The sequence below is a fragment of the Shinella sp. SUS2 genome (assembly GCF_001262505.1).
Taxonomy (GTDB): domain Bacteria; phylum Pseudomonadota; class Alphaproteobacteria; order Rhizobiales; family Rhizobiaceae; genus Shinella.
Genome location: NZ_KQ410735.1, coordinates 1 through 22301, shown reverse-complemented (window position 1 = coordinate 22301; position 22301 = coordinate 1). Strand labels below are relative to the sequence as shown.

Sequence of the window (22301 nt, the reverse complement as noted above, 5' to 3'; positions counted from 1 at the left end):
CACTGGGACACCCCGCCCATGGACGTTACGAGTGTCAGGGCAGGTCTCCTGGCTTGCGGGTCATCGCGTCTGTCTCGCCTTCCCGGTGAAATCCACCAGTGGCATGGAGCGACAGCAGCTCGCCGTTCACAGTTGCGGGGGCAGCGCCGGTCTTGGTGCTCCTTTCGGAGCATCGCACCGGCTTCCCTCTTAGCCTCCGAGCCAATCGACTCGGAAGACCCTGACGGCGTCAAACTGGCTTGGCGCCGGCACCGAGTCAATGGTGCAAGGCTCCGTTCGGCGGGTTGGACACAGCTTGGCGGGCAGCCAGATGGGCGGGCGGGAACTTTTTCCTGCCGCATCCATTTGCCATTCTCCTGCTCCTTGCGTCCGCTCGCCTCCTGCGAGGGGCGCACGATTCACCAAAACCGCAGATGAGGGTCGATGCTGCGCCATCCGGTCATGTTGACATGTTGCAAGTCTCTGTCCTTACGGCTAAAAAATGCCGTTTTCATGCACCACGCGGCCAGGATGCCAACCAGCGTGTCGCTTGAGCCATGTCCATTCCAATCGCGCCGTCCGGGCGCTGTTTGGTCACATGGCTGATCGCGGCACCGAGATGAAACCTGCCCGCAAAAAACCGTTCGGCGCAAAGGCCGTCGCCGGATGGTTCCATATGGCCGGATCCAGAATCAGAAACATGCCCCTTCACAATACGCCGCAAGCCCCTTCGCGCGACGCCGACGCCAAGCAGATCGATTATAACGATTCGATCCGCGCCACCTATCTGTCGCTGGAGGAGCTCGCCGATTGCGGTGAAGCGCTGGCGCGCGACAAGACCGCGGCGCTGCCCGGCTTCCACCCTTTCGAATTCCGCGCCCGGCACAAGGAAAACGAGAAGGAAATCTTCCGCGTCTATCGCGCCACGGCCAAGGATGTCGAAGCCGGTGCGCAGATCACGCCGGCGGCCGAATGGCTGCTCGACAACTACTACGTCGTCGAAGAGGCGATCCAGGAAGTGCGACGCGATTTTCCGCGCCGCTTCTATCGCCAGCTTCCGACCATCGAGATCGAAGGGCAGGTGATGCCGCGCACGCTGGCGCTTGCCTGGCTCTATGTCGCGCACACCCATAGCGGCGTCTCGCATGAGGGGCTGACGGCTTTTGTTCAGGGCTTCCAGAAGATCGACGCGCTGAAGATCGGCGAGCTCTGGGCGCTGCCCTCCTTCATCCGCTTCGTGCTGCTTGAAAACCTCCGCCGCATTTCCAGCCGCGTCGAGCGTTCGCGCAAGATGCGTTTCAAGGCCAACGAGGTGGCCGATGAGCTGATCCGCCTCAACGATCCGGAAAAGTCCATCGCGCATCTCCAGTCGCTGGAAAGCTTCATCGAGGACAATACGTTCGTCATCCAGCTGCTTTATCGCCTGCGCGACGGCCTCCAGGCCTCCGGCGCGGTGATCCAGTGGCTGGAGCGCAAGATTGAGAGCCGCGGCAGCGACCTCGAAGAACTGATCGTCGCGGAGAACAACCGCCTCTCCTCCGGCAACGTCACGATGAGTTCGCTCATCAAGAGCCTGCGCTCGGTGGACGATACCGAGTGGCCGGTCTGGTTTGAAAGCGTCAGCCGCCTCGACGAGGCGCTGCGTCAGGGGTCCGACTACAGCGACCTCGATTTCGGCTCGCGCAACAAGTATCGCAACACGATCGAGCGCTTCGCCCGCAGATCCGGCAAGACCGAGCTTGAGGTGACCGAGACGGCACTGGCGATGACCGCGGAAGACGCCGCGGCGCATGTCGAGGACCTCGACTACGAGGCCAATGTCGCCGCCTTCCTCGTGGGCAAGAAGCGGAAGCTGCTCGAAAAGCGCATCGGCTACCGGCCGTCGATCGTCCAGCGCATCGTGCGTTTCGGCCGCAAGCTCGACTGGTTCGCCATTGCCGGACCCAATATCATCCTGACGCTGCTGGCGATGATCGCGGTCTATTATTTCCTCGATCAGCTCGATATTCCCGACGGCGCATGGCTGATCATGCTGGTGCTTTTCGCGCTGCCGGCGTCCGAAGGGGCGACGGGCCTGTTCAACACGCTTGTCACCTTCTTCGTCACGCCGTCGCGCCTTGTCGGCTACGAGTTCAAGGACGGGATTCCCGAGGATGCGCGCACGCTCGTCGTCGTGCCGTGTCTGATCTCCAAGCGCGACCATGTCGACGAACTGGTGCGCAATCTCGAAGTCCACTATCTCGCCAATCCGCGCGGCGAGATCTATTTCTCGCTGCTCAGCGACTGGGCGGACAGCCAGGCGGAGGAATCCCCCGCCGATCTCGACGTGCTCGATTATGCCAAGCGCGAGATCGCGACGCTTTCGGCGCGCTATGCCTATGACGGCCGCACGCGCTTTTATCTCCTGCACCGCCGCCGCCTGTTCAACCCGTCCGAGGGGTGCTGGATGGGCTGGGAGCGCAAGCGCGGCAAGCTGCACGAGCTGAACCTCCTCCTGCGCGGTGACGGCGACACGACCTTCCTGCCGGGCGCCAACATCGTGCCGGCGGACGTGAAATACGTCATGACGCTCGATTCCGACACGCGCCTGATGCGCGATGCGGTGACCAAGCTCGTCGGCAAGCTGCACCACCCGATCAACCGTCCGGTCATCGACACGGAAAAGAACGAAGTCACCGCCGGCTACAGCATCTTGCAGCCGCGCGTCACGCCGTCCCTGACGACGGGCAAGGAAGCCTCGACCTTCCAGCGCATCTTCTCCGCCGACCGCGGCATCGACCCCTATGTCTTCACGGTCTCCGACGTCTACCAGGATTTCGCCGGCGAAGGCACGTTCACCGGCAAGGGCCTCTACCATGTCGATGCCTTCGAGGCGGCGGTGAAGGGCCGCATCGAGGAAAACTCGGTGCTCAGCCACGACCTGCTCGAAGGCTCCTTGGCGCACTGCGCGCTGGTGACGGATGTGGAGCTGGTCGAGGATTTCCCGACGCGCTACGGCGTCGAAACATCGCGCCAGCATCGCTGGGCGCGTGGCGACTGGCAGCTGCTGCCGTATATTTTCGGCCCGTCGAGCGGCATTTCCATGCTCGGTCGCTGGAAGATGTACGACAACCTGCGCCGCAGCCTCATCCCGATCGGCTGGCTCGTCGCCTCCGTGATGGGCTGGTACTACATGGAGCCGCGCCAGGCGCTGATCTGGCAGCTCGTGCTGATCTTCCTGCTTTTCGTCGCCCCCACGCTCTCGCTGATTTCAGGCGTCATGCCGCGCCGCAACGACATTGTCGCCCGCGCGCACGTGCATCGCGTGATCTCCGACATCCGGGCGGCCAACGCACAGGTGGCGCTGCGTATCGTCTTCATCGCCCATTCGGCGGCGCTGATGGCCGATGCCATCGTGCGTTCGCTCTATCGCACGCTGGTCAGCCGCAAGCTGATGCTGGAATGGCGCACGGCCGCGCAGGCCGACAGCGCGGCGCGCGGCGGTATTCTCGCCCATTACAAGTCGATGTGGCAGGCTCCGGCGCTTGCCGCCCTTTCCGTGGCGCTTGCCATGATTTCGGATACGGGCCTTCCTTACATCGGCATACCCTTTGCGCTCGTCTGGGCTCTGTCGCCCATGATCGCCTGGTATGTCAGCCAGACAGCCGAGACCGAGGACCAGCTCGTCGTTTCCGATTATGTTGCAACGGAGCTGCGCAAGATCGCGCGGCGCACCTGGCGCTATTTCGAGGAATTCGTCACGGCGGAACAGCATTACCTGCCGCCGGACAATTTCCAGGAAACGCCGCAGCCGGTGCTTGCCGAGCGCACCTCGCCGACCAATGTCGGCGTCTACCTGCTCTCGGTCATCTCCGCCCGCGATTTCGGCTGGATCTCGTTTGAAGAGACGGTGCGCCGCCTCGAACAGACGATCGCCACCATCGACGGCATGCCGAAATATCGCGGCCACCTCTACAACTGGTATCGCACCAACACGCTGGAAACGCTGGGACCGCGCTACGTTTCGGCGGTCGACAGCGGCAACCTCGCGGGTCACCTCATCGCCATCTCCTCTATGTGCCGCGAATGGGCCGAAGCCCCCTCCGCGCATCTCCAGGGCAGCCTTGACGGCATCGGCGACGTTGCCTCGATCCTCTCCGAGACGCTGAAGGACCTGCCGGATGACCGGAAGACCGTGCGTCCGCTGCGCCGCCTCATCGAGGAGCGTATCGCCGGCTTCCAGAATGCGCTTGCCGCAGTCAAGCGCGAGCATGAGTTCGCCTCCATCCGCGTCATCAACCTCTCGGTGCTGGCACGCGACGTCAACAAGCTGATCGTCAACCTCGACCACGAGATCAAATCGGCTGAGAGCGGCGAGCTTGCCAAATGGGCCGGCGCGCTGGTCTCGACCTGCGAGGCGCATATCGCCGACAGCGTTTTCGACCTCGGCAGCATCGAGGGCCTGCGCGAACGCCTCATCGTGCTGCGCGACCGCTCGCGCGACATCGCCTTCACGATGGATTTCGGCTTCCTCTTCCGGCCGGAGCGCCGCCTGTTGTCGATCGGCTACCGCGTCGAGACCAACGAACTCGACGAGGCCTGCTACGACCTGCTCGCTTCCGAAGCGCGCCTCACCAGCCTCTTCGCCATCGCCAAGGGGGACCTTCCCACCGAGCACTGGTACAAGCTCGGCCGTCCGGTCGTGCCGGTCGGCTCGCGTGGGGCACTGGTCTCCTGGTCCGGCTCGATGTTCGAATACCTGATGCCGCCGCTCGTCATGCAGGAGCGCCAGGGCGGCATCCTGAACCAGACGAACAATCTCGTCGTCGTCGAGCAGATGAACCACGGCCGCCGCCTCGGCACGCCCTGGGGCATTTCGGAAGCGGCCTTCAACGCCCGCGACCACGAACTGACCTACCAGTACACCAATTTCGGCGTGCCGACGCTCGGCCTCAAGCGCGGCCTCGGCCAGAACGCCGTCATCGCGCCCTATGCCTCGCTGCTGGCGACGCAATATGCGCCGACGGCCGCGCTGGAAAACCTCGAACGCCTGCGCAAGCTCGGCGCGCTCGGCGTCTACGGTTTCCACGATGCCGTCGATTTCACGCCGACCCGCGTGCCGGAAGGAAAAACCTGCGCCGTGGTGAAGAACTACATGGCGCACCATCACGGCATGTCGATCGCCGCCGTCGCCAACGTCGTCTTCAACGGCGCGCTGCGTGAGCGTTTCCACGCCGATCCCGTCATCGAGGCGGCCGAGCTGCTGCTGCAGGAAAAGGCGCCGCGCGACATTCCGGTCATCAACGCCAAGCGCGAGCCCGAAACCGTCGGCAGCACGCAGGCCGATCTCCTGCGCCCGGAAATCCGCATCATCAAGGAACCCTTCTCCAAGGAGCGCGAGACCGTCTTCCTGTCGAACGGCCATTATGCCGTCATGCTGACGGCGACCGGTGCCGGCTATTCGCGCTGGAACGGCCAGTCCGTCACCCGCTGGAAACCCGATCCGACCGAAGACCGCTGGGGCTCCTTCATCTTCCTGCGCGACACCGCGACGAACGACTGGTGGTCCGCCACCGCGGAACCGAAGCGCGCCGAGGGCGAGGTGACGAAAACCCAGTTCGGCGACGACAAGGCGGAGTTCATCAAGACGGTCGGCACGCTGACCAGCGAGGTCGAATGCATCGTCGCCACCGAGCACGATGCCGAAGGCCGCCGCCTGACGTTGCTCAACACCGGGCCGGAGGACCGCTTCATCGAAGTGACCTCCTATATGGAGCCCGTCATTTCGACCGATGACGCCGACAGCGCCCATCCGATGTTCTCGAAAATGTTCATCAGGACGGAGATCGGCAAACGCGGCGATGTCATCCGCGCGGAACGCCAGAAGCGCAATCCGAACGAGCCGGACATGTCCATCGCCCATCTCATCGTGGACAATGCCGGGCCCTCGCGCCGCACCGAGGTCGAGACCGACCGCCGCCGCTTCATCGGCCGCGGCCGCTCGCTGGCGACGGCCGCCGCCTTCGAGCCGGGCGCGCAGCTTTCGGGCACGGACGGCTTTACGCTCGATCCGGTGATGGCGCTGCGCCGCGTCGTGCGCGTGCCGGCGGGCAAGAAGGTCAAGGTCATCTTCTGGACCGTTGCCGCACCGAGCCGTGCGGAAGTGGACGCCGCCATCGACCGCTACCGCCACCCGGACAGTTTCAATCACGAAATGATCCATGCCTGGACGCGCTCGCAGGTGCATATGCGCCATGTCGGCGTCACCTCGCAGGAGGCGGCGAGTTTCCAGATGCTCGGCCGCTACCTCACCTATCCGGACATGCATCTCAGGGCCGATACCGGCACGATCGAGAACGGCCTCACCGCCCAGTCGGCGCTCTGGCCGCTGGCGATATCAGGCGATTTCCCGATCTTCGTGCTGCGCATCAACGACGAGATCGACGTGGAAGTCGCCCGCGAGGCGCTGCGCGCGCAGGATTACCTGCGCCACCGCGGCGTCGTCGCGGATCTCGTCATCCTCAACGAGCGCGCCGCCTCCTATGCGCAGGACATGCAGCACACGCTCGACCATATGTGCGAGAACCTGCGCATCCGCAGCCAGTCCGACGGTGCGCGCCAGCATGTCTTCACGGTGCGCCGCGACCTGATGGACGTCACCACCTGGCAGGCGCTGCTGGCAACGGCCCGCGCCGTCTTCCACGCCCGCAACGGCACACTCTCCGACCAGATCGCCCGCACGGTCTCCCTCTTCTCGACACCGCGCGGCGAGGAAGAGGCGAAGGCGGAAGCAACGCCGGCGCCGGTGCCGAAACTGCCCGCCCCGGTCGCCGATGAACCGGTGGAGATCGACGGCAAGGGCCTGACCTTCTGGAACGGTTTCGGCGGCTTCAACGAGGAGCGCCGGGAATATGCCGTGCGCCTTCGCGGCGGCGAGGCGACGCCTCAGCCGTGGATCAACGTCATCGCCAACCAGCATTTCGGCTTCCATGTTTCTGCGGAAGGCGCGAGCTACACCTGGAGCCGCAATTCGCGCGATTTCCAGCTGACGCACTGGACGAACGATCCTGTGATCAACCGCCCGGGCGAGGCTTTCTACATACGGGACAACGACCGCGGTACGGTCACCACGCCGTTTGCCGCCCTGTCGCGCAAGAAGTCGGTCAAGTTCGAAACCTGGCATGGCCTCGGCTATTCCGCCTTCCGCAGTTGGGAGGACGGTATCGAACTCGATCTCGTGCAGACGGTCGATCCGGAAGAGCCGGTCAAATATTCCCGTCTCGCCCTCAAGAACACCGGTGAGACGGAGCGCAGCCTGACGGTCTATGGCTATGTCGAATGGGTGCTTGGCAACAACCCGGCGAAGACCGCGCCTTTTGTCCTGACCAGTCAGGACGAGGAGAGCGGTGCGCTCTTTGCCACCAATCCCTACAGCTTCGATTTTGCGGGAAGAACCAGCTTCTTCGCCGTCGATGCGCCGGTCGCAGGCTTCACCGCCAAGCGTCGCGAGTTCATCGGCCGTGGCGGCGATATCGTGCTGCCGGGTGCGGTCGTGGCAGGGCAGGCGCTGTCGGGTTCGGCCGAGGGCATTGGCGATCCCTGCGCGGCGCTCGCGGTCGAGATCGTGCTGAAGCCTGGCGAGAAGCGTGAACTGCTCTTCGTGCTCGGCGATACGGCCGACGCCGACGGTGCCAGGGCGCTTGCCGAAAAGAGCCGCTCGGCTGATTTCGACGCGGTCATGGCCACCGTCCGTGCCTACTGGAGCGATTTCACCGGAACGCTGCAGGTCAAGACGCCGGATGCGGCGCTCGACCGGATGGTCAACGACTGGCTGCCCTATCAGGCGCTCGGTTGTCGTATCCAGGCCCGGTCGGCCTTCTATCAGGCGAGCGGTGCCTACGGCTTCCGCGACCAGCTGCAGGATACGCTGGCCTTTGTGCTTCACCGGCCGGAACTGGCCCGCCGCCAGATCCTCAATGCGGCAGCGCGCCAGTTCGTCGAAGGTGACGTGCAGCACTGGTGGCTGCCCGACAGCGGTGCCGGTGTGCGCACCATGATTTCCGACGACGTGGTGTGGCTCGCCCATGCGGTGGAGTATTACTGCCGTACCACCGGCGACCGCGGGATTCTCGATGAGACGCTGGCCTTCATCCAGGGCGCTCCGCTCGCCGAGGGACAGCACGATGCCTTCTACACGCCGGAACGCTCGGGGGAAGAGGCATCCCTCTACGAACATTGCGCCCGTGCGCTCGATCTTGCGCTTCGTCGCACTGGAGAGAACGGCTTGCCGCTCATCCTCGGCGGTGACTGGAACGACGGCATGAACCGCGTCGGCGAGGCGGGCCGGGGCACGAGCGTCTGGCTCGGCTGGTTCCTGGCCGGCACGCTCTCGGGCTTCATTCCGGTCGCCCGCGAGCGTGGCGACCAACCGCGTGCGGACCAGTGGCAGGAGCATCTCGGCCGCCTCAAGGTCGTGCTGGAAACCACGGGCTGGGACGGAGGCTACTACCGCCGCGGCTACTTCGATGACGGCACGCCGCTCGGTTCGGCCGAAAGCGCCGAATGCCGGATCGATTCCATCGCGCAGAGCTGGAGCGTCCTGTCCGGTGTCGGTGATGTGGCGCGTTCGCGGCAAGCGATGGATGCAGTCATGGCCGAGCTGGTTGACCGGGAGAACGCAATCATCCGCCTGTTCACGCCGCCCTTTGTCGAGACGCCGCAGGATCCGGGCTACATCAAGGCCTATCCGCCGGGCGTGCGGGAAAATGGTGGGCAGTATACCCATGCCTCGACCTGGGTCGTGCTGGCGCTTGCCCGCCTCGGCCGGGCGGAGGATGCCTGGGCCTGCTTCAACATCCTCAACCCCGTCAACCACGCGCTGACGCCCGAAGCCGCCGAGCTCTATCGCGTGGAACCCTACGTCGTCGCCGCCGACGTCTACGGCGAAGGTGAGCGCACGGGGCGTGGCGGCTGGACCTGGTATACGGGCTCGGCCGGCTGGCTCTACCGCGCCGCGGTGGAAGGCATTCTGGGTATCCGCAAGGAAGGTGGCCGTCTTTTCGTCAATCCGGTGCTGCCGGCCTCGTGGGACGGCTATGAGGCGACGCTCGATCTTGACGGCAGGAAACTGTCGATCCGTGTCGAGCGTGGCGGTGACGGGGGATGGCAAACAACTGTGAACGGCTCTGTCATCAAATCTTCAAACGAGGGTTATTTGCTCTGATTCACGCCATGTGGATCAGAGTATCATGACAGACAGACAAGGACCGACGGGCGTCGTGCCGCGGCAACGCGACACGCGCCTCGACGTCTTCAGGGCCCTCGCCCTCCTGACGATCTTCGTCAATCACGTTCCCGGCCAGTATCTGGAGCACCTGACGCACAAGAATTTCGGCTTTTCCGATTCGGCGGAAGCCTTCGTGCTGATATCGGGCATGTCGGTCGGCCTTGCCTATGGATCGCGCTTCGCCATCGGCGAACGGCTGGCGGTGACGCTGCGCATCTTGCGCCGGGCCCTCACGCTCTATGTCGCCCATATCATGATGAGCGTCATCACTTTCGCCATCTTTGCCGGCGGGGCGCTGTGGTTCAGCCGGCCGGATCTCCTGTCGGAGATCAACCTGCGTGCCGTCGTCGACCGCACGGAGCAGGGCGTCGTCAGCATGGTGCTGCTCGGCCACCAGTTCGGCTACAACAACATCCTCTCCATGTATGCCGTGGTCTTCCTGATGCTGCCGGGATTTCTCTGGCTCTACCAGCGCAGCGCCTATCTGCTGCTCGCCGTCTCCGGCACGCTCTGGCTCTGTGCAGGCATCTGGCAGATCGCGCCGTCGAATTTTCTCGACGACGGCTACTGGTTCCTCAATCCGCTGTCCTGGCAGTTCCTCTTCGTCATCGGTTTTGTCGGTGTGCTGCGCGCGAAGAAGAAGGGTTTTTCGCGCAATCCGGTCCTGATGGCGCTCTCGGCGACCTATCTCGCCGTCTCGTTCGTCTGGGTCGTGTTCTCCTGGTGGAACATCGACTTTTCCTATGGCTTGCCTGCCGTGCTCACCGGCTTCGACAAGACCTTTCTGTCGACGACCCGCCTTCTCCATGTGCTGGCAGGGGCCTATCTGTTGGCGGTCATCCCCGCCCTCTCGAACTGGGCGGCGCTGCCGCTCTCCCACCCGCTTGTCGCGGTCGGACGGCATTCGCTCGCCGTCTTCATTTTCGGCACGATCCTCGCCATGGTGGGACAGGTGATGATGTTCGTCACGGGCAAGAACCCGATCCTCGGCACGCTCTATGCCATCGTCGGCATTGCGTTGCATTTCGCCTATGCGCGGTACCTCGACTGGCAGGCCGCCGTCATCGCCCAGAATGCGAAACGGCAGGGCCTGAAGGCCCTGCCGGTCAAAAGCGATACGCCGAAGCGATGACGGCGGTTCAGGCGGCCGTGTGGCTCTTGCGCACGTCGTCATCCGTCAGGATGCCGCTGGCGCGCAGCAGGGCGGCGAAGCGGCCGTTGCTCTGGCTGAGGTCGTCGAACGTCCCCATTTCGGCGATCTTGCCGTGATCCATGAAGACGACGAGATCGGCTTCGCGGACCGTCGACAGGCGGTGCGCGATGATGAAGGTCGTGCGGTTGCGGCGCAGGGAATCGATGGCCGCCTTGACGCGCGCCTCCGTCTCTACGTCGAGCGCACTGGTCGCCTCGTCGAGCACAAGGATCGGTGCGTTCTTCAGGATTGCACGGGCAATCGCGATGCGCTGGCGCTCGCCACCCGAAAGGCGGTTTCCGCGCTCGCCGACATGGGTCTCGTAGCCGCTCTGGCGTGAGGTGATGAAATCGCCTGCCGCCGCCGCCGCCGCCGCCGCCTCGATTTCTTCCTGTGTGGCGCCTTCGCGCCCGAGGCGGATATTGTCGGAGATCGAGCGGTTGAGCAGGCCCGCATCCTGGAACACGGTGGCGATCGAGCGGCGCAGCGATTTGCGTGTCACCGTCGAGATGTCGACACCGTCGATGAGGATCTGGCCGGACTTCGGCTCGTAGACGCGCTGCAGCAGGTTGACCAGCGTCGTCTTGCCGGCACCCGTCGGGCCGACGATGGCGACGGTCTGGCCGGCCTCCACCGTGAAGGAGACGTCGTTGACACCCTGGGTGGCGTTGGCGAAGTCAAAGCTGATGTTGCGGTACTCGACCTTGCCCTTGACGTCGCCGAGATCGCCCGCGCCGGTCGGTTCCTCGCGCTCCTTGACGGCGTCCTCCAGCGAAAAGAAGTCTTCCAGCTTCGCACGCGCTTCGAAGATCTGCGTGGCGAAGGCCTTCATCTGGTCGAGGCGACCGATCAGCAGGCCGGCGAAGCCGATGAAGGCAATGACGTCGCCCACCTTGATCTCGCCCCGCTGCACGAGCACCGTGCCGATGACGAGGATCGTCATCATCGAGATCGTCGAGGCGATGCGGTTGAGGGCGCTGGCGAGTGCCCACCAGTCGAGCACCGGATACTGCGCATTGATCAGTCGCTCGGCAAAACGCTTCAACTCCCGCGTTTCGGCCTCGATTCGGTTGTAGCTATGCACGACCGAGACGTTGCTGATCGAATCCGACACATGGGAGAAGACGGTGTGATAATGGTTTTCGACCGAAGCCTGGCCCTCGCGGGTGCGGTTCATCACGACCTTGCCGATGATGACATAGAGTACGCCGAGCACCACGAGCACCAGCGAGAGGCGGTAGTCCATCACAAATGCCGTGGGAATGAGCAGGACGAGCGCGACGGCGGTGGCAAGGTGTGTGCGCATGAATTCGAGCCAGAGGCCGAACAGCGTTTCGCAGGCGCGCAGCAGGGTGTGAAGCGCATTGGAGGTGCCGCGCTGGCTATGCCAGGCGAGCGGCATGGAGATGATGCGGCCGAAGGCTTCCGTCAGCAGGCTCGCCCGCCGGCCATGCGCCAGCCTGTCGGCCTCGCGCGCAACGAGCACGAAGGCGATCGTGTTGAACAGGCCGAAACCAGCCCACAGGAGCAGCATGGGCGTCACGTCACCCTTGGTGGAAATGGCATCGATGATGCGGCCAAACAGGATCGGCTCGGCAATCGCGATCACCGCGAGCACGATGTTGGCGGCGACGACCGAGCCGACGCGGAGCTTGTAGACCCCGAGATAGCTGAGGGCTCTTGCATAGACCTGAAACAAAGACACGAATGCGGGCCTTTCCGGCGATACCTGTTGTGCGGTGCAGCGTTGGCACCTTCTGTCCCTTGGCTCAGCGTATTAATCAGCGGAAGAGGCAAAAGTTCTTCCCAGTCAAGCAAATTTCATGACTCGGGTGAAATCTTGCGTGATTATGCGATTTCAGGTCTGCCATGCATGCAAAGCGATTGATTTTCCCGCCGCCTTCCTGCCATCTGTCAGATGGGGACAATGAATGGGGCGCTTGGGTCGATTGCGGCCGGGTTCAGCTTTATCAGTTGCTTAACAAAGCTATTCAAGCGCGGGGCACATGAAGATCAACTTGCTGGTGCAGTTTCTTGCACTGATCGACGAGTTGCGCGGCCGGGAGGAAACCACGGCCGAGTTCGAACGTCTCATCAAGTTGTATGGGTTCGACTACTACGGGCTTCTCCAGGCGCCGAAGCCGGTGGAAGATCCGCCGAGCCTCTTGCTTGCCGGCCACTGGCCCAAGGGCTGGCCGGAAACCTATATGCGCAAGCGCTATATGCAGGTCGATCCGACGGTGCGTTATCTCGGCCATGCGCAGGCAGGTTTCCGCTGGCGCGACACGCTCGGTGCCTTCCGCCTCAGCCCGCATCGCAAGCGCATGGAGCGCATGATGGTGGATGCGCGCCAGAATGGGCTGGAGGATGGCTACGTCTTCCCCGTTCACGGCCGCCGGGGGCTTCTCGGCAGCCTCAGCCTCGGCGGCAAGCCGATCGATCTGGAGAGCGTGGAGGTCGGGCTGTTCGACAGCATCGCGCGACGGCTCTACTGGAAGCTCATCCATGCCGCCGATCCGGACGCTGCCGCCCGTCTTTCGGCGGTGGTGGATGTGGAATTGACGCGCCGCGAAATGGAGGCGCTCAGCCTGCTTGCCGAAGGCATGACCTCCCACGACATCGGCCGTGTTCTCGGCATATCCAGCCATACGGTGGACTGGTACATGAACGGCATCCAGGAAAAGCTCGGTGCGCGCAACCGGCACCATGCCATCGCCATTGCCTTCCGGCTGGGGCTCGTCTCCTGAGCCTTCGTGGCGAACCGCGCTTTACGAAAACGCCGTATCCTCATTGATCTGCGCAAGAGCCTTGCGCCGGCACCGGCCTGTCTTTGCAGAAATTGCGCTCTCCGCCGCAAATCTTTCGCCGGATGGCGACTCCAAAATTGAACTTTGAAAATTACCCGCTAATAATTCTCTTCGCGGGTGCAGCATTTCCCGCTTCCAAGTCATTGAGGAGTCCGACTTGCCCATTTCCAAGATCCTTGTCGCCAACCGTTCTGAAATCGCCATTCGCGTGTTCCGCGCGGCCAATGAACTGGGGCTCAAAACGGTCGCGATATGGGCGGAAGAGGATAAACTGGCGCTGCATCGCTTCAAGGCGGACGAAAGCTACCAGATCGGCCGCGGCTCGCATCTTTCGCGGGATCTCGGCCCCATCGAGAGCTACCTGTCGATCGACGAGGTGATCCGCGTCGCCAGGCTTTCCGGCGCGGATGCCATCCATCCCGGCTACGGCCTTCTGTCGGAAAGCCCGGAATTCGTCGATGCGTGCGATGCTGCCGGCATCACCTTCATCGGCCCGCGGCCCGATACGATGCGCCAGCTCGGCAACAAGGTCGCGGCGCGCAATCTCGCCATTTCCGTCGGCGTACCCGTCGTGCCCGCCACCGATCCGCTGCCGGATGACGAGACGGAAATCCACCGTCTGGCCGCCGAAATCGGCTATCCCGTCATGCTCAAGGCCTCCTGGGGCGGCGGCGGACGCGGCATGCGCGCCATCCGCGACCCGAAGGACCTGATCCGCGAGGTGACGGAAGCCAAGCGCGAGGCCAAGGCCGCCTTCGGCAAGGACGAGGTCTATCTTGAAAAGCTCGTCGAGCGCGCTCGTCACGTCGAAAGCCAGATCCTCGGCGACACCCACGGCAATGTCGTGCATCTCTTCGAGCGTGACTGCTCCATCCAGCGCCGTAACCAGAAGGTCGTCGAGCGGGCGCCTGCGCCTTACCTTTCCCAGGCGCAGCGCCAGGAACTGGCCGACTATTCGCTGAAGATCGCCCGGGCGACCAACTATGTCGGCGCCGGCACGGTCGAGTACCTGATGGATGTCGATACCGGAAAGTTCTACTTCATCGAGGTGAACCCGCGCATCCAGGTCGAGCACACCGTCACGGAGGTCGTGACTGGCATCGACATCGTCAAGGCGCAGATTCACATCCTCGACGGCGAGGCGATCGGCACGCCGGAATCCGGCGTTCCCAAGCAGGAAGACATCCGCCTCAATGGGCATGCGCTGCAGTGCCGCATCACCACGGAAGACCCGGAACAGAACTTCATTCCCGACTATGGCCGCATCACCGGCTACCGCTCGGCCTCCGGCTTCGGCATCCGTCTGGACGGCGGCACGGCCTATCCGGGCGCGGTCATCACCCGCTTCTACGATCCGCTGCTCGTCAAGGTCACGGCCTGGGCGCCGGGGCCGTTGGAGGCCATCACCCGCATGGACCGCGCGCTGCGCGAGTTCCGCATCCGCGGTGTCGCCACCAATCTCACCTTCCTCGAGGCGATCATCGGCCACGAGAAATTCCGCGACAACAGCTATACGACCCGCTTCATCGACACGACGCCGGAGCTCTTCCAGCAGGTGAAGCGCCAGGACCGCGCGACGAAACTGCTCACCTATCTCGCCGACGTCACCGTCAACGGCCACCCGGAAGCCAAGGGCCGTCCGAAGCCGCCGGCCGATGTCGCCAAGCCCGTCGTGCCCTTCATCGAGGGCGATATCCCCGCCGGCACCAAGCAGAAGCTCGATGAGCTCGGGCCGAAGAAGTTCGCCGAATGGGTGCGCGCGCAGAACCAGGTCTTCCTCACCGATACGACCATGCGCGATGGCCACCAGTCGCTGCTGGCCACCCGCATGCGCACCCACGACATCGCGCGTGTCGCCGGTACCTATGCGCGGGCGTTGCCGCAGCTCTTCTCGCTGGAATGTTGGGGGGGCGCCACCTTCGACGTCTCCATGCGCTTCCTGACGGAAGACCCGTGGGATCGCCTCGCCCGCATCCGCGAGGACGCGCCGAACCTGCTGCTCCAGATGTTGCTGCGCGGGGCGAACGGCGTCGGCTACAAGAATTATCCCGACAATGTCGTCAAATACTTCGTCCGTCAGGCGGCGAAGGGCGGCATCGACGTTTTTCGCGTCTTCGACTGCCTCAACTGGGTCGACAACATGCGTGTGTCGATGGACGCGGTGGCGGAGGAGAACCGCATCTGCGAGGCGGCGATCTGCTATACCGGCGACCTTCTCAATTCCGCCCGCCCGAAATACGACCTGAAATACTACACGGCCCTTGCGAGTGATCTCGAAAAGGCCGGCGCTCATATGATCGCGGTCAAGGATATGGCCGGTCTCCTGAAGCCGGCGGCCGCGCGCGTGCTCTTCAAGGCGCTGCGCGAGGCAACGGACCTGCCGATCCATTTCCATACCCACGACACGTCGGGTATCGCGGCCGCGACCGTGCTTGCGGCCGTCGAAGCCGGTGCCGACGTGGTGGATGCGGCGATGGACGCACTGTCCGGCAACACGTCCCAGCCTTGCCTCGGCTCGATCGTCGAGGCGTTGAAGGGGTCCGAACGGGATCCGGGCCTTGATCCGGAATGGATCCGTCGCATTTCCTTCTACTGGGAGGCCGTCCGCTTCCAGTACGCTGCCTTTGAAAGCGACCTCAAGGGGCCGGCCTCGGAAGTCTACCTGCACGAGATGCCGGGCGGCCAGTTCACCAATCTCAAGGAACAGGCGCGCTCGCTCGGCCTCGAGACCAAGTGGCACCGTGTCGCCCAGGCCTATGCCGACGCCAACCAGATGTTCGGCGACATCGTCAAGGTGACGCCGTCGTCCAAGGTGGTCGGCGACATGGCGCTGATGATGGTCAGCCAGGATCTCACCGTGGCCGACGTGGAAAACCCGGCAAAAGACATCGCCTTCCCGGATTCCGTCGTCTCCATGCTGAAGGGCGACCTCGGCCAGCCCCCGGGCGGCTGGCCGGCAGGCCTCCAGAAGAAGGCGTTGAAGGGCGAGGCGGCCTATACGGCCGTGCCCGGCTCGCTGCTGCCGGCCGCCGATCTCGATGCCGAGCGCAAGGCGATCGAAGACAAGCTGGAGCGCAAGGTCGACGATTTCGAGTTCGCCTCGTATCTGATGTATCCGAAGGTCTTCACCGACTACGCAACGGCCGCCGACATGTATGGTCCGGTCAGCGTGCTGCCGACGCCGGCCTATTTCTACGGGCTTGCGCCGGGTGAGGAGCTCCAGCCGGAAATCGAGAAGGGCAAGTCCCTCGTCATTCTGCACCAGGCGAGGAGCGAGCCGGACGCGCAGGGCATGGTCAAGGTGTTCTTCGAGCTGAACGGCCAGCCGCGCCTCATCAAGGTGCCGGATCGCAACCGTGCCGCCACCTCGGCCGTGCGCCGGAAGGCCGATACCGCCAATGCCGCGCATCTCGGCGCGCCGATGCCCGGCGTCATCTCGACGGTCTCGGTTTCGGCCGGCCAGTCGGTCAAGGCCGGTGACGTGCTGCTCTCCATCGAGGCGATGAAGATGGAAACGGCGCTGCATGCGGAAAAGGACGGCACGATTTCCGAGGTTCTGGTGCGCGCCGGCGACCAGATCGATGCCAAGGACCTGCTGATCGTCTACGGCGCCTGACCGGCGGTGTGAGGACGTAAAATCGAGAAAGGATGTGGGATGGGCGCTCCATTCCACATCCTTCTCTTGTTTTCAGGCCGTTTCGGACGCAAAACCGGCGCTCGCTTTTTCTGAAATCGCCTTCGAGACCTTGAGGCTTCCATGAGCTTCGTCATCCGCACCGCCGCCCTCGGCGATATTTCCGCCTTCACCGAAATCTACCGCGAATCCGTGCTGAACGGGGTGGCGAGCTACGAGATCGACCCGCCGTCGCTCGACGAGATGGAAGTTCGATTCAAGGCGATCACCGACAGGGGCTATCCCTACATCGTTGCGGTGGAGCAGACCGGCCTCATCCTCGGTTATGCCTATGCGTCGGCCTTCCGCACGCGGCCGGCCTATCGCTGGCTGGTCGAGGATTCGGTCTATCTGGCGCCGGAAGCACGCGGCAAGGGCGTCGGCAAGGCGCTGCTGGCCGAACTGATCCGCCGCTGCACGGAGCTCGGCTTCCGGCAGATGGTGGCGGTCATCGGTGGGGCGCACCCCGCCTCCATCGCCGTGCACAGCGCGGCGGGTTTCGTGCACAGCGGTCACATGACGGCAACCGGCTTCAAGCACGGGCGCTGGCTCGACACGGTCTTCATGCAGCGCGCGCTCGGCGACGGTGCGCAAACCGAGCCGTCGGCGGCGGTTTTTCCGGGAACGATGGCGTAAGGCTTCACGTCTCGACGAGACGGAGCACCTTGTCGAAGACCTTCAGCACCTGTTTCAGCTCATGGCCGCGCTTCAGGATGGTGCCGTGTGTGTTGATGACGCTGTAGGCACCCTGCTTGGCAGCGAGCTTGGGGTTTTTCTCGATTCGGTAGAGCGGCATTTCGCCGGAACGCTTGAAGACAGAGAACACCGCCCTGTCGCGCAGATGGTCGATGGCATAGTCCCGCCACTCTCCCTCGCCGACCATGCGGCCGTAGACCCAGAGGATTGCGTCGAGCTCGCGTCGATGGAAGGTCACCGGCAGCGGATCCCTGCCGTTTCGATAGTCCAGCAGGTCGACCACGACGTTGGAAGCCTGCAAATCCGGCTGGTCGGTCATCGAATCTCCGCGCTTGGTGCATGACGGCTCGATGACAGTGTGCCTGAGCGGTGTCGAAATGCAAGGCGGCTGGTCGATCCGGGCGGTTTCGCAAAAATCCGTCTCGCCGCAATTCAGACAAACAGACGCCCAAATTACAGGAGAGAGTTCGCCGGTCGCAGCTTGTACCGGCCCGCTGCCTTGTGCGGGAAGCCGGCGCGGTACGGGCGGCGTCTGTCGAAGTCGCCCTGTATTCCGTTGCCGGTGACTTCGTCCAGGTCCGGTCCGTCTTTCTTCGAACCCTCAAGCCCCAAGCCCCTCGAAGAAGCCGGACCGGACCTCCCCTGAAACGCTTGCGCGCTCCAGGTTGTTCGTTTTTCCCAAGCTGTTTCCGCAAGGCACCCGCAGGCGCTGTGCCCTATGCGGATGTTATCGCGTAGCCTTGTCGCCGGTCAGCACCGTCGCGCCCAGGATGGCGCCGGGCGTATCGGCCGTGCGCATGCGCTGGAGCAGCACGGCGCAGCCGCCGGACTTCTTTTTCTTCTTCAGCATGTCGGCAGGCAGGACCAGGTTGGTCTCCTTGCCCTCCCACATGCCGATCGTCTCCATGTCGGTGACGGCGTGCCAGTAGTTCACGGTCTTGCCGCGGTTCTCGCCCTTGTCGATGTTGATCGTGCGCTCGCGCTCGAAATAGGCGATGACGATGTTGGCCTTGCCTTCGCCGGGGCCGACGCGGATGCGCAGTTCGTCGTTCTTCACCTCGACATCGACAGGCACTTCGAGGCCCTTGCTCTCGCCGGGCATGGCGCTGATCCGCGAGCGGATGCCGGTGATGTCGGCGCCGTTGATGTGCTCGCGGCCGTTCAGCACGGCTTGCGGCGTGTAGACGCCGTTGCGGCCGAACATGCGGGCATAGGCATATTGCCGGTCGGTATTGTCCTTGGAGGCGAGCGTGTCGGCCCAGCCGAGATAGTTCCAGTAATCGACATGGTAGGAGAGCGCGACCACCTCGCCCTCGCGCGCCAGCGTCTCCAGCGCCTTGTCGGCGGGCGGGCAGGACGAGCACCCCTGGCTGGTGAACAGCTCGACGACACCCTTGGGACGAATGGTCTCCCCGGCATGGGCAGCGTCAATGCCGGCTCCCAGCATCAGCAGGATCGCCAGACAGTGCGATATATGCGGTCTCGGCATGATCATTTCCAGTGGAGCGCCGGCCGTGGCCAGCCTTTTGAGCCCGTCATACGCGCTTGCCGCTTCAACAGGAAGTCACGATGGAGTGAGCTTCATAGCTGAGAAAAATGCTCCGGAAAATAGAAATGCCGGGGTTTGCAACCCCGGCATGAGACTGTTGATCAAGTCCGCCCAACCTCCCCTCCGTCATGGTCGGGCTTGACCCGGCCATCCACAGCCGCAGGTGCCGCATGGATCCTCGGGTTAAACCCGAGGATGATGGCGGTGGGTGGGGCACTGAAACCGTTCAAGCTGCGAGGTCTCTTAGGACGGTTTGCAGGATACCGCCGTTGTTCATGTATGTGACCTCGTCGAGTGTATCGATACGGCAGAGGAGGGGGACGTTTTTCACGGTGCCGTCGGCNCCGTTGTTCATGTATGTGACCTCGTCGAGTGTATCGATACGGCAGAGGAGGGGGACGTTTTTCACGGTGCCGTCGGCATAGGTGATGGTTGCGATCTTCTTCTCGCGCGGCTTGATGTCGCCTTCCAGGCCCTCGATGGTGACGGTCTCGTCGCCCTTGAGGTCGAGGGAGGCCCAGGTCGTGCCGTCCTCGAAGACGAAGGGCACGATGCCCATGCCGACGAGGTTGGAGCGGTGGATGCGCTCGAAGGACTGGGCGATCACGGCCTTGACGCCGAGAAGGTTGGTGCCCTTGGCCGCCCAGTCGCGCGAGGAACCGTTGCCGTATTCCACGCCCGCGAAGATGACGAGCGGAACGCCCTCCTGCTTGTATTTCATCGCCGCGTCGTAGATCGACATCTCTTCCCTGGAGGGATAGTGGATCGTGTAGCCACCCTCCTTGCCGTTCGGGCCGAGCATGTGGTTGCGGATGCGGATATTGGCGAAGGTGCCGCGCATCATCACCTCGTGATTGCCGCGCCGCGTGCCGTACTGGTTGAAGTCGGCAACGCCGACGCCATGGCCGATCAGGTAGCTGCCGGCGGGCGAGGCCGCCTTGATCGAGCCGGCCGGCGAGATGTGGTCGGTGGTGATCTTGTCGCCGAAGAGGCCGAGCACGCGCGCGCCCTTGATGTCGGACAGGCCCGAGCCGGTCTTGCCCATGCCGACGAAGTAGGGCGGGTTCTGCACATAGGTCGACTGGTCGTCCCAGGCATAGGTCTGGCCCGCCGGCACCTGCACGGCCTGCCAGTTGGCATCGCCCTTGAAGACGTCGGCATATTTGGCGGCGTAGAGCGCGCGGGTGACGTATTTCAGGATGAAGGCCTGGATCTCCTGCGAGGAGGGCCAGATGTCCTTGAGATAGACCGGCTTGCCGTCCCTGTCCTCGCCGAGCGGTTCGCTCGTCAGGTCCTTCTGCACGGAACCGGCCAGCGCATAGGCGACGACGAGCGGCGGGGAGGCGAGGTAGTTCGCCTGGACATCCGGCGAGATGCGGCCCTCGAAGTTGCGGTTGCCCGACAGGACGCCCGCGGCGATCAGCCCCTTGTCGTTGATCGTCCTGGAGATCGGCGCCGGCAGCGGGCCGGAATTGCCGATGCAGGTCGTACAGCCGAAGCCGACGAGGTTGAAGCCGAGCGCGTCGAGATCGGCCTGCAGGCCGGACCTGGCAAGGTATTCGCCGACGACCTGCGATCCCGGCGCCAGCGACGTCTTCACCCACGGCTTGGTCTTCAGGCCCCTGGCGACCGCGTTGCGGGCGAGCAGCCCGGCGGCGATCAGCACCGACGGGTTCGACGTGTTGGTGCAGGAGGTGATGGCGGCGATCGCCACGTCGCCATGGCCGAGGTCGTAATCCGTGCCCTCGACCGGGTAGCGGTTCTCAAGCTGGCCCGGCTTCTTGTAGTCGTTGTCCATGGCGCTCGCAAAGCCCGCGGCGATGCTTTCCAGCGGGACGCGGCCCTCCGGGCGCTTCGGGCCGGCCATCGCCGGAACCACGGCGCTAAGGTCGAGCTCCAGCGTGTCGGTGAAGACGAGGTCGGAACCGTCGCCGTCACGCCACATGCCTTGAGCCTTCGAATAGGCCTCGACCAGCGCGATGCGCTGCTCGTCGCGGCCGGACATGGTGAGATAGTTGACCGTCTCGGCATCGACCGGGAAGAAGCCGCAGGTCGCGCCGTATTCCGGACCCATATTGCCGATCGTCGCGCGGTCGGCCAGCGTCATGTTGTCAAGGCCGGGGCCGAAGAACTCGACGAACTTCGACACCACGCCCTTCTTGCGCAGCATCTGCACGACCATCAGCACCAGGTCGGTCGCCGTCACGCCTTCCTTCAGCTTGCCCGTCAGCTTGAAGCCGATGACCTCGGGCAGCAGCATGGAGACCGGCTGGCCGAGCATGGCCGCCTCCGCCTCGATACCGCCGACGCCCCAGCCGAGAACGCCGAGCCCGTTGATCATCGTCGTGTGGCTGTCCGTGCCCACACAGGTATCCGGATAGGCGATGGTCTCGCCGTCTTCCTCTTTGGTCCAGACCGTCTGGCCCAGATATTCCAGATTGACCTGATGACAGATACCCGTGCCCGGCGGCACCACGCGAAAGTTCTTGAAGGCCTGCTGGCCCCATTTCAGGAAGCGGTAGCGCTCGCCGTTGCGTTCGTATTCGAGCTCCACATTGCGGGCAAAGGCGGTCGGCGTGCCGAACTCGTCGACGATGACCGAATGGTCGATGACGAGATCGACGGGAACGAGCGGGTTGATCTTCTCCGGGTCGCCCCCGAGCGAGACCATCGCATCGCGCATCGCCGCAAGGTCGACGACCGCGGGAACGCCGGTAAAGTCCTGCATCAGCACGCGCGCCGGGCGATAGGCGATCTCGTTCTCCACCGTGCCCTTGTTGCTCAGCCATGCGGCGACCGACAGGATGTGCTCCTTGGTGACCGAACGGCCGTCCTCGAAGCGCAGGAGGTTCTCAAGCAGAACCTTCATCGAATAGGGCAGCCTCGAAACCCCGGAAAGCCCGTTCGCCTCGGCCTTCGGCAGGCTGTAATACACATAGTCGATGCCGTTCACCGTCAAGGTCGTACGACATTGGAAACTGTCTAGGGATCTGGACACGTTATACCCCGTTCCGTCTGGTCGCCAGAAACTGACGTACGAACGCCCGCGCGCAAAAAGCCCTTCGGGATGCGGGTGCGGCCATTTCCGCTGTCCGTACCCGGAAATCACTCCCGCGTTCGGCGCTGATCATCAAATTCAC

9 protein-coding genes and 1 riboswitch are annotated in these 22301 nt (G+C 63.8%); of the genes, 5 read left to right on the top strand and 4 right to left on the bottom strand.

Going from position 1 to position 22301, the window contains the following annotated elements; genetic code table 11:
- Positions 1–20 precede the first annotated feature (20 nt).
- Positions 21–238: riboswitch (cobalamin riboswitch) on the bottom strand.
- A gap of 441 nt (positions 239–679) precedes the next feature.
- Entirely contained in the window at positions 680–9181 is an 8502-nt protein-coding gene (locus AKG11_RS20655) for a glycoside hydrolase family 94 protein (protein WP_050745320.1), read from the top strand.
- Positions 9182–9206: 25 nt separating this feature from the next.
- Positions 9207–10376, top strand: a complete 1170-nt coding sequence (locus tag AKG11_RS20650) for an OpgC family protein (protein WP_050745319.1) — start codon at positions 9207–9209, stop codon at positions 10374–10376.
- A gap of 7 nt (positions 10377–10383) precedes the next feature.
- Here AKG11_RS20650 and AKG11_RS20645 read toward each other — a convergent pair whose 3' ends face one another.
- Positions 10384–12141: a glucan ABC transporter ATP-binding protein/ permease gene (locus AKG11_RS20645; protein ID WP_024271351.1), complete on the bottom strand. Its 1758-nt coding sequence runs from the start codon at positions 12139–12141 to the stop codon at positions 10384–10386.
- A gap of 301 nt (positions 12142–12442) precedes the next feature.
- On the opposite strand from AKG11_RS20645, the gene AKG11_RS20640 reads away from it, so the two are divergent.
- From AKG11_RS20640 to AKG11_RS20630, 3 genes are all read left to right on the top strand, one after another.
- Positions 12443–13183, top strand: coding sequence for a LuxR family transcriptional regulator (locus tag AKG11_RS20640; protein ID WP_023516201.1), 741 nt, complete (start codon positions 12443–12445; stop codon positions 13181–13183).
- A gap of 217 nt (positions 13184–13400) precedes the next feature.
- The gene (pyc, locus tag AKG11_RS20635) at positions 13401–16859 is read left to right on the top strand and encodes a pyruvate carboxylase (protein ID WP_050745318.1); all 3459 of its coding nucleotides are present in this window, start codon (positions 13401–13403) and stop codon (positions 16857–16859) included.
- A gap of 141 nt (positions 16860–17000) precedes the next feature.
- On the top strand, positions 17001–17552 hold the full coding sequence (locus tag AKG11_RS20630) for a GNAT family N-acetyltransferase (RefSeq protein ID WP_023516199.1): 552 nt from the start codon (positions 17001–17003) through the stop codon (positions 17550–17552).
- Between the two features lie 4 nt (positions 17553–17556).
- Here AKG11_RS20630 and AKG11_RS20625 read toward each other — a convergent pair whose 3' ends face one another.
- The 3 genes from AKG11_RS20625 to acnA all read right to left on the bottom strand — a co-directional run bounded on the left by AKG11_RS20625 (position 17557) and on the right by acnA (position 22159).
- A complete protein-coding gene (locus AKG11_RS20625; protein ID WP_023516198.1) occupies positions 17557–17931 on the bottom strand; it encodes a DUF2794 domain-containing protein in 375 nt (124 codons plus the stop codon).
- 408 nt (positions 17932–18339) lie between these two features.
- Positions 18340–19059 (bottom strand): DUF1223 domain-containing protein, encoded by a 720-nt coding sequence (locus AKG11_RS20620; protein ID WP_245290180.1) that lies wholly within the window; start codon positions 19057–19059, stop codon positions 18340–18342.
- 328 nt (positions 19060–19387) lie between these two features.
- On the bottom strand, positions 19388–22159 hold the full coding sequence (gene acnA, locus AKG11_RS20615) for an aconitate hydratase AcnA (RefSeq protein WP_050745317.1): 2772 nt from the start codon (positions 22157–22159) through the stop codon (positions 19388–19390).
- Between the last annotated feature and the right edge of the window lie 142 nt (positions 22160–22301).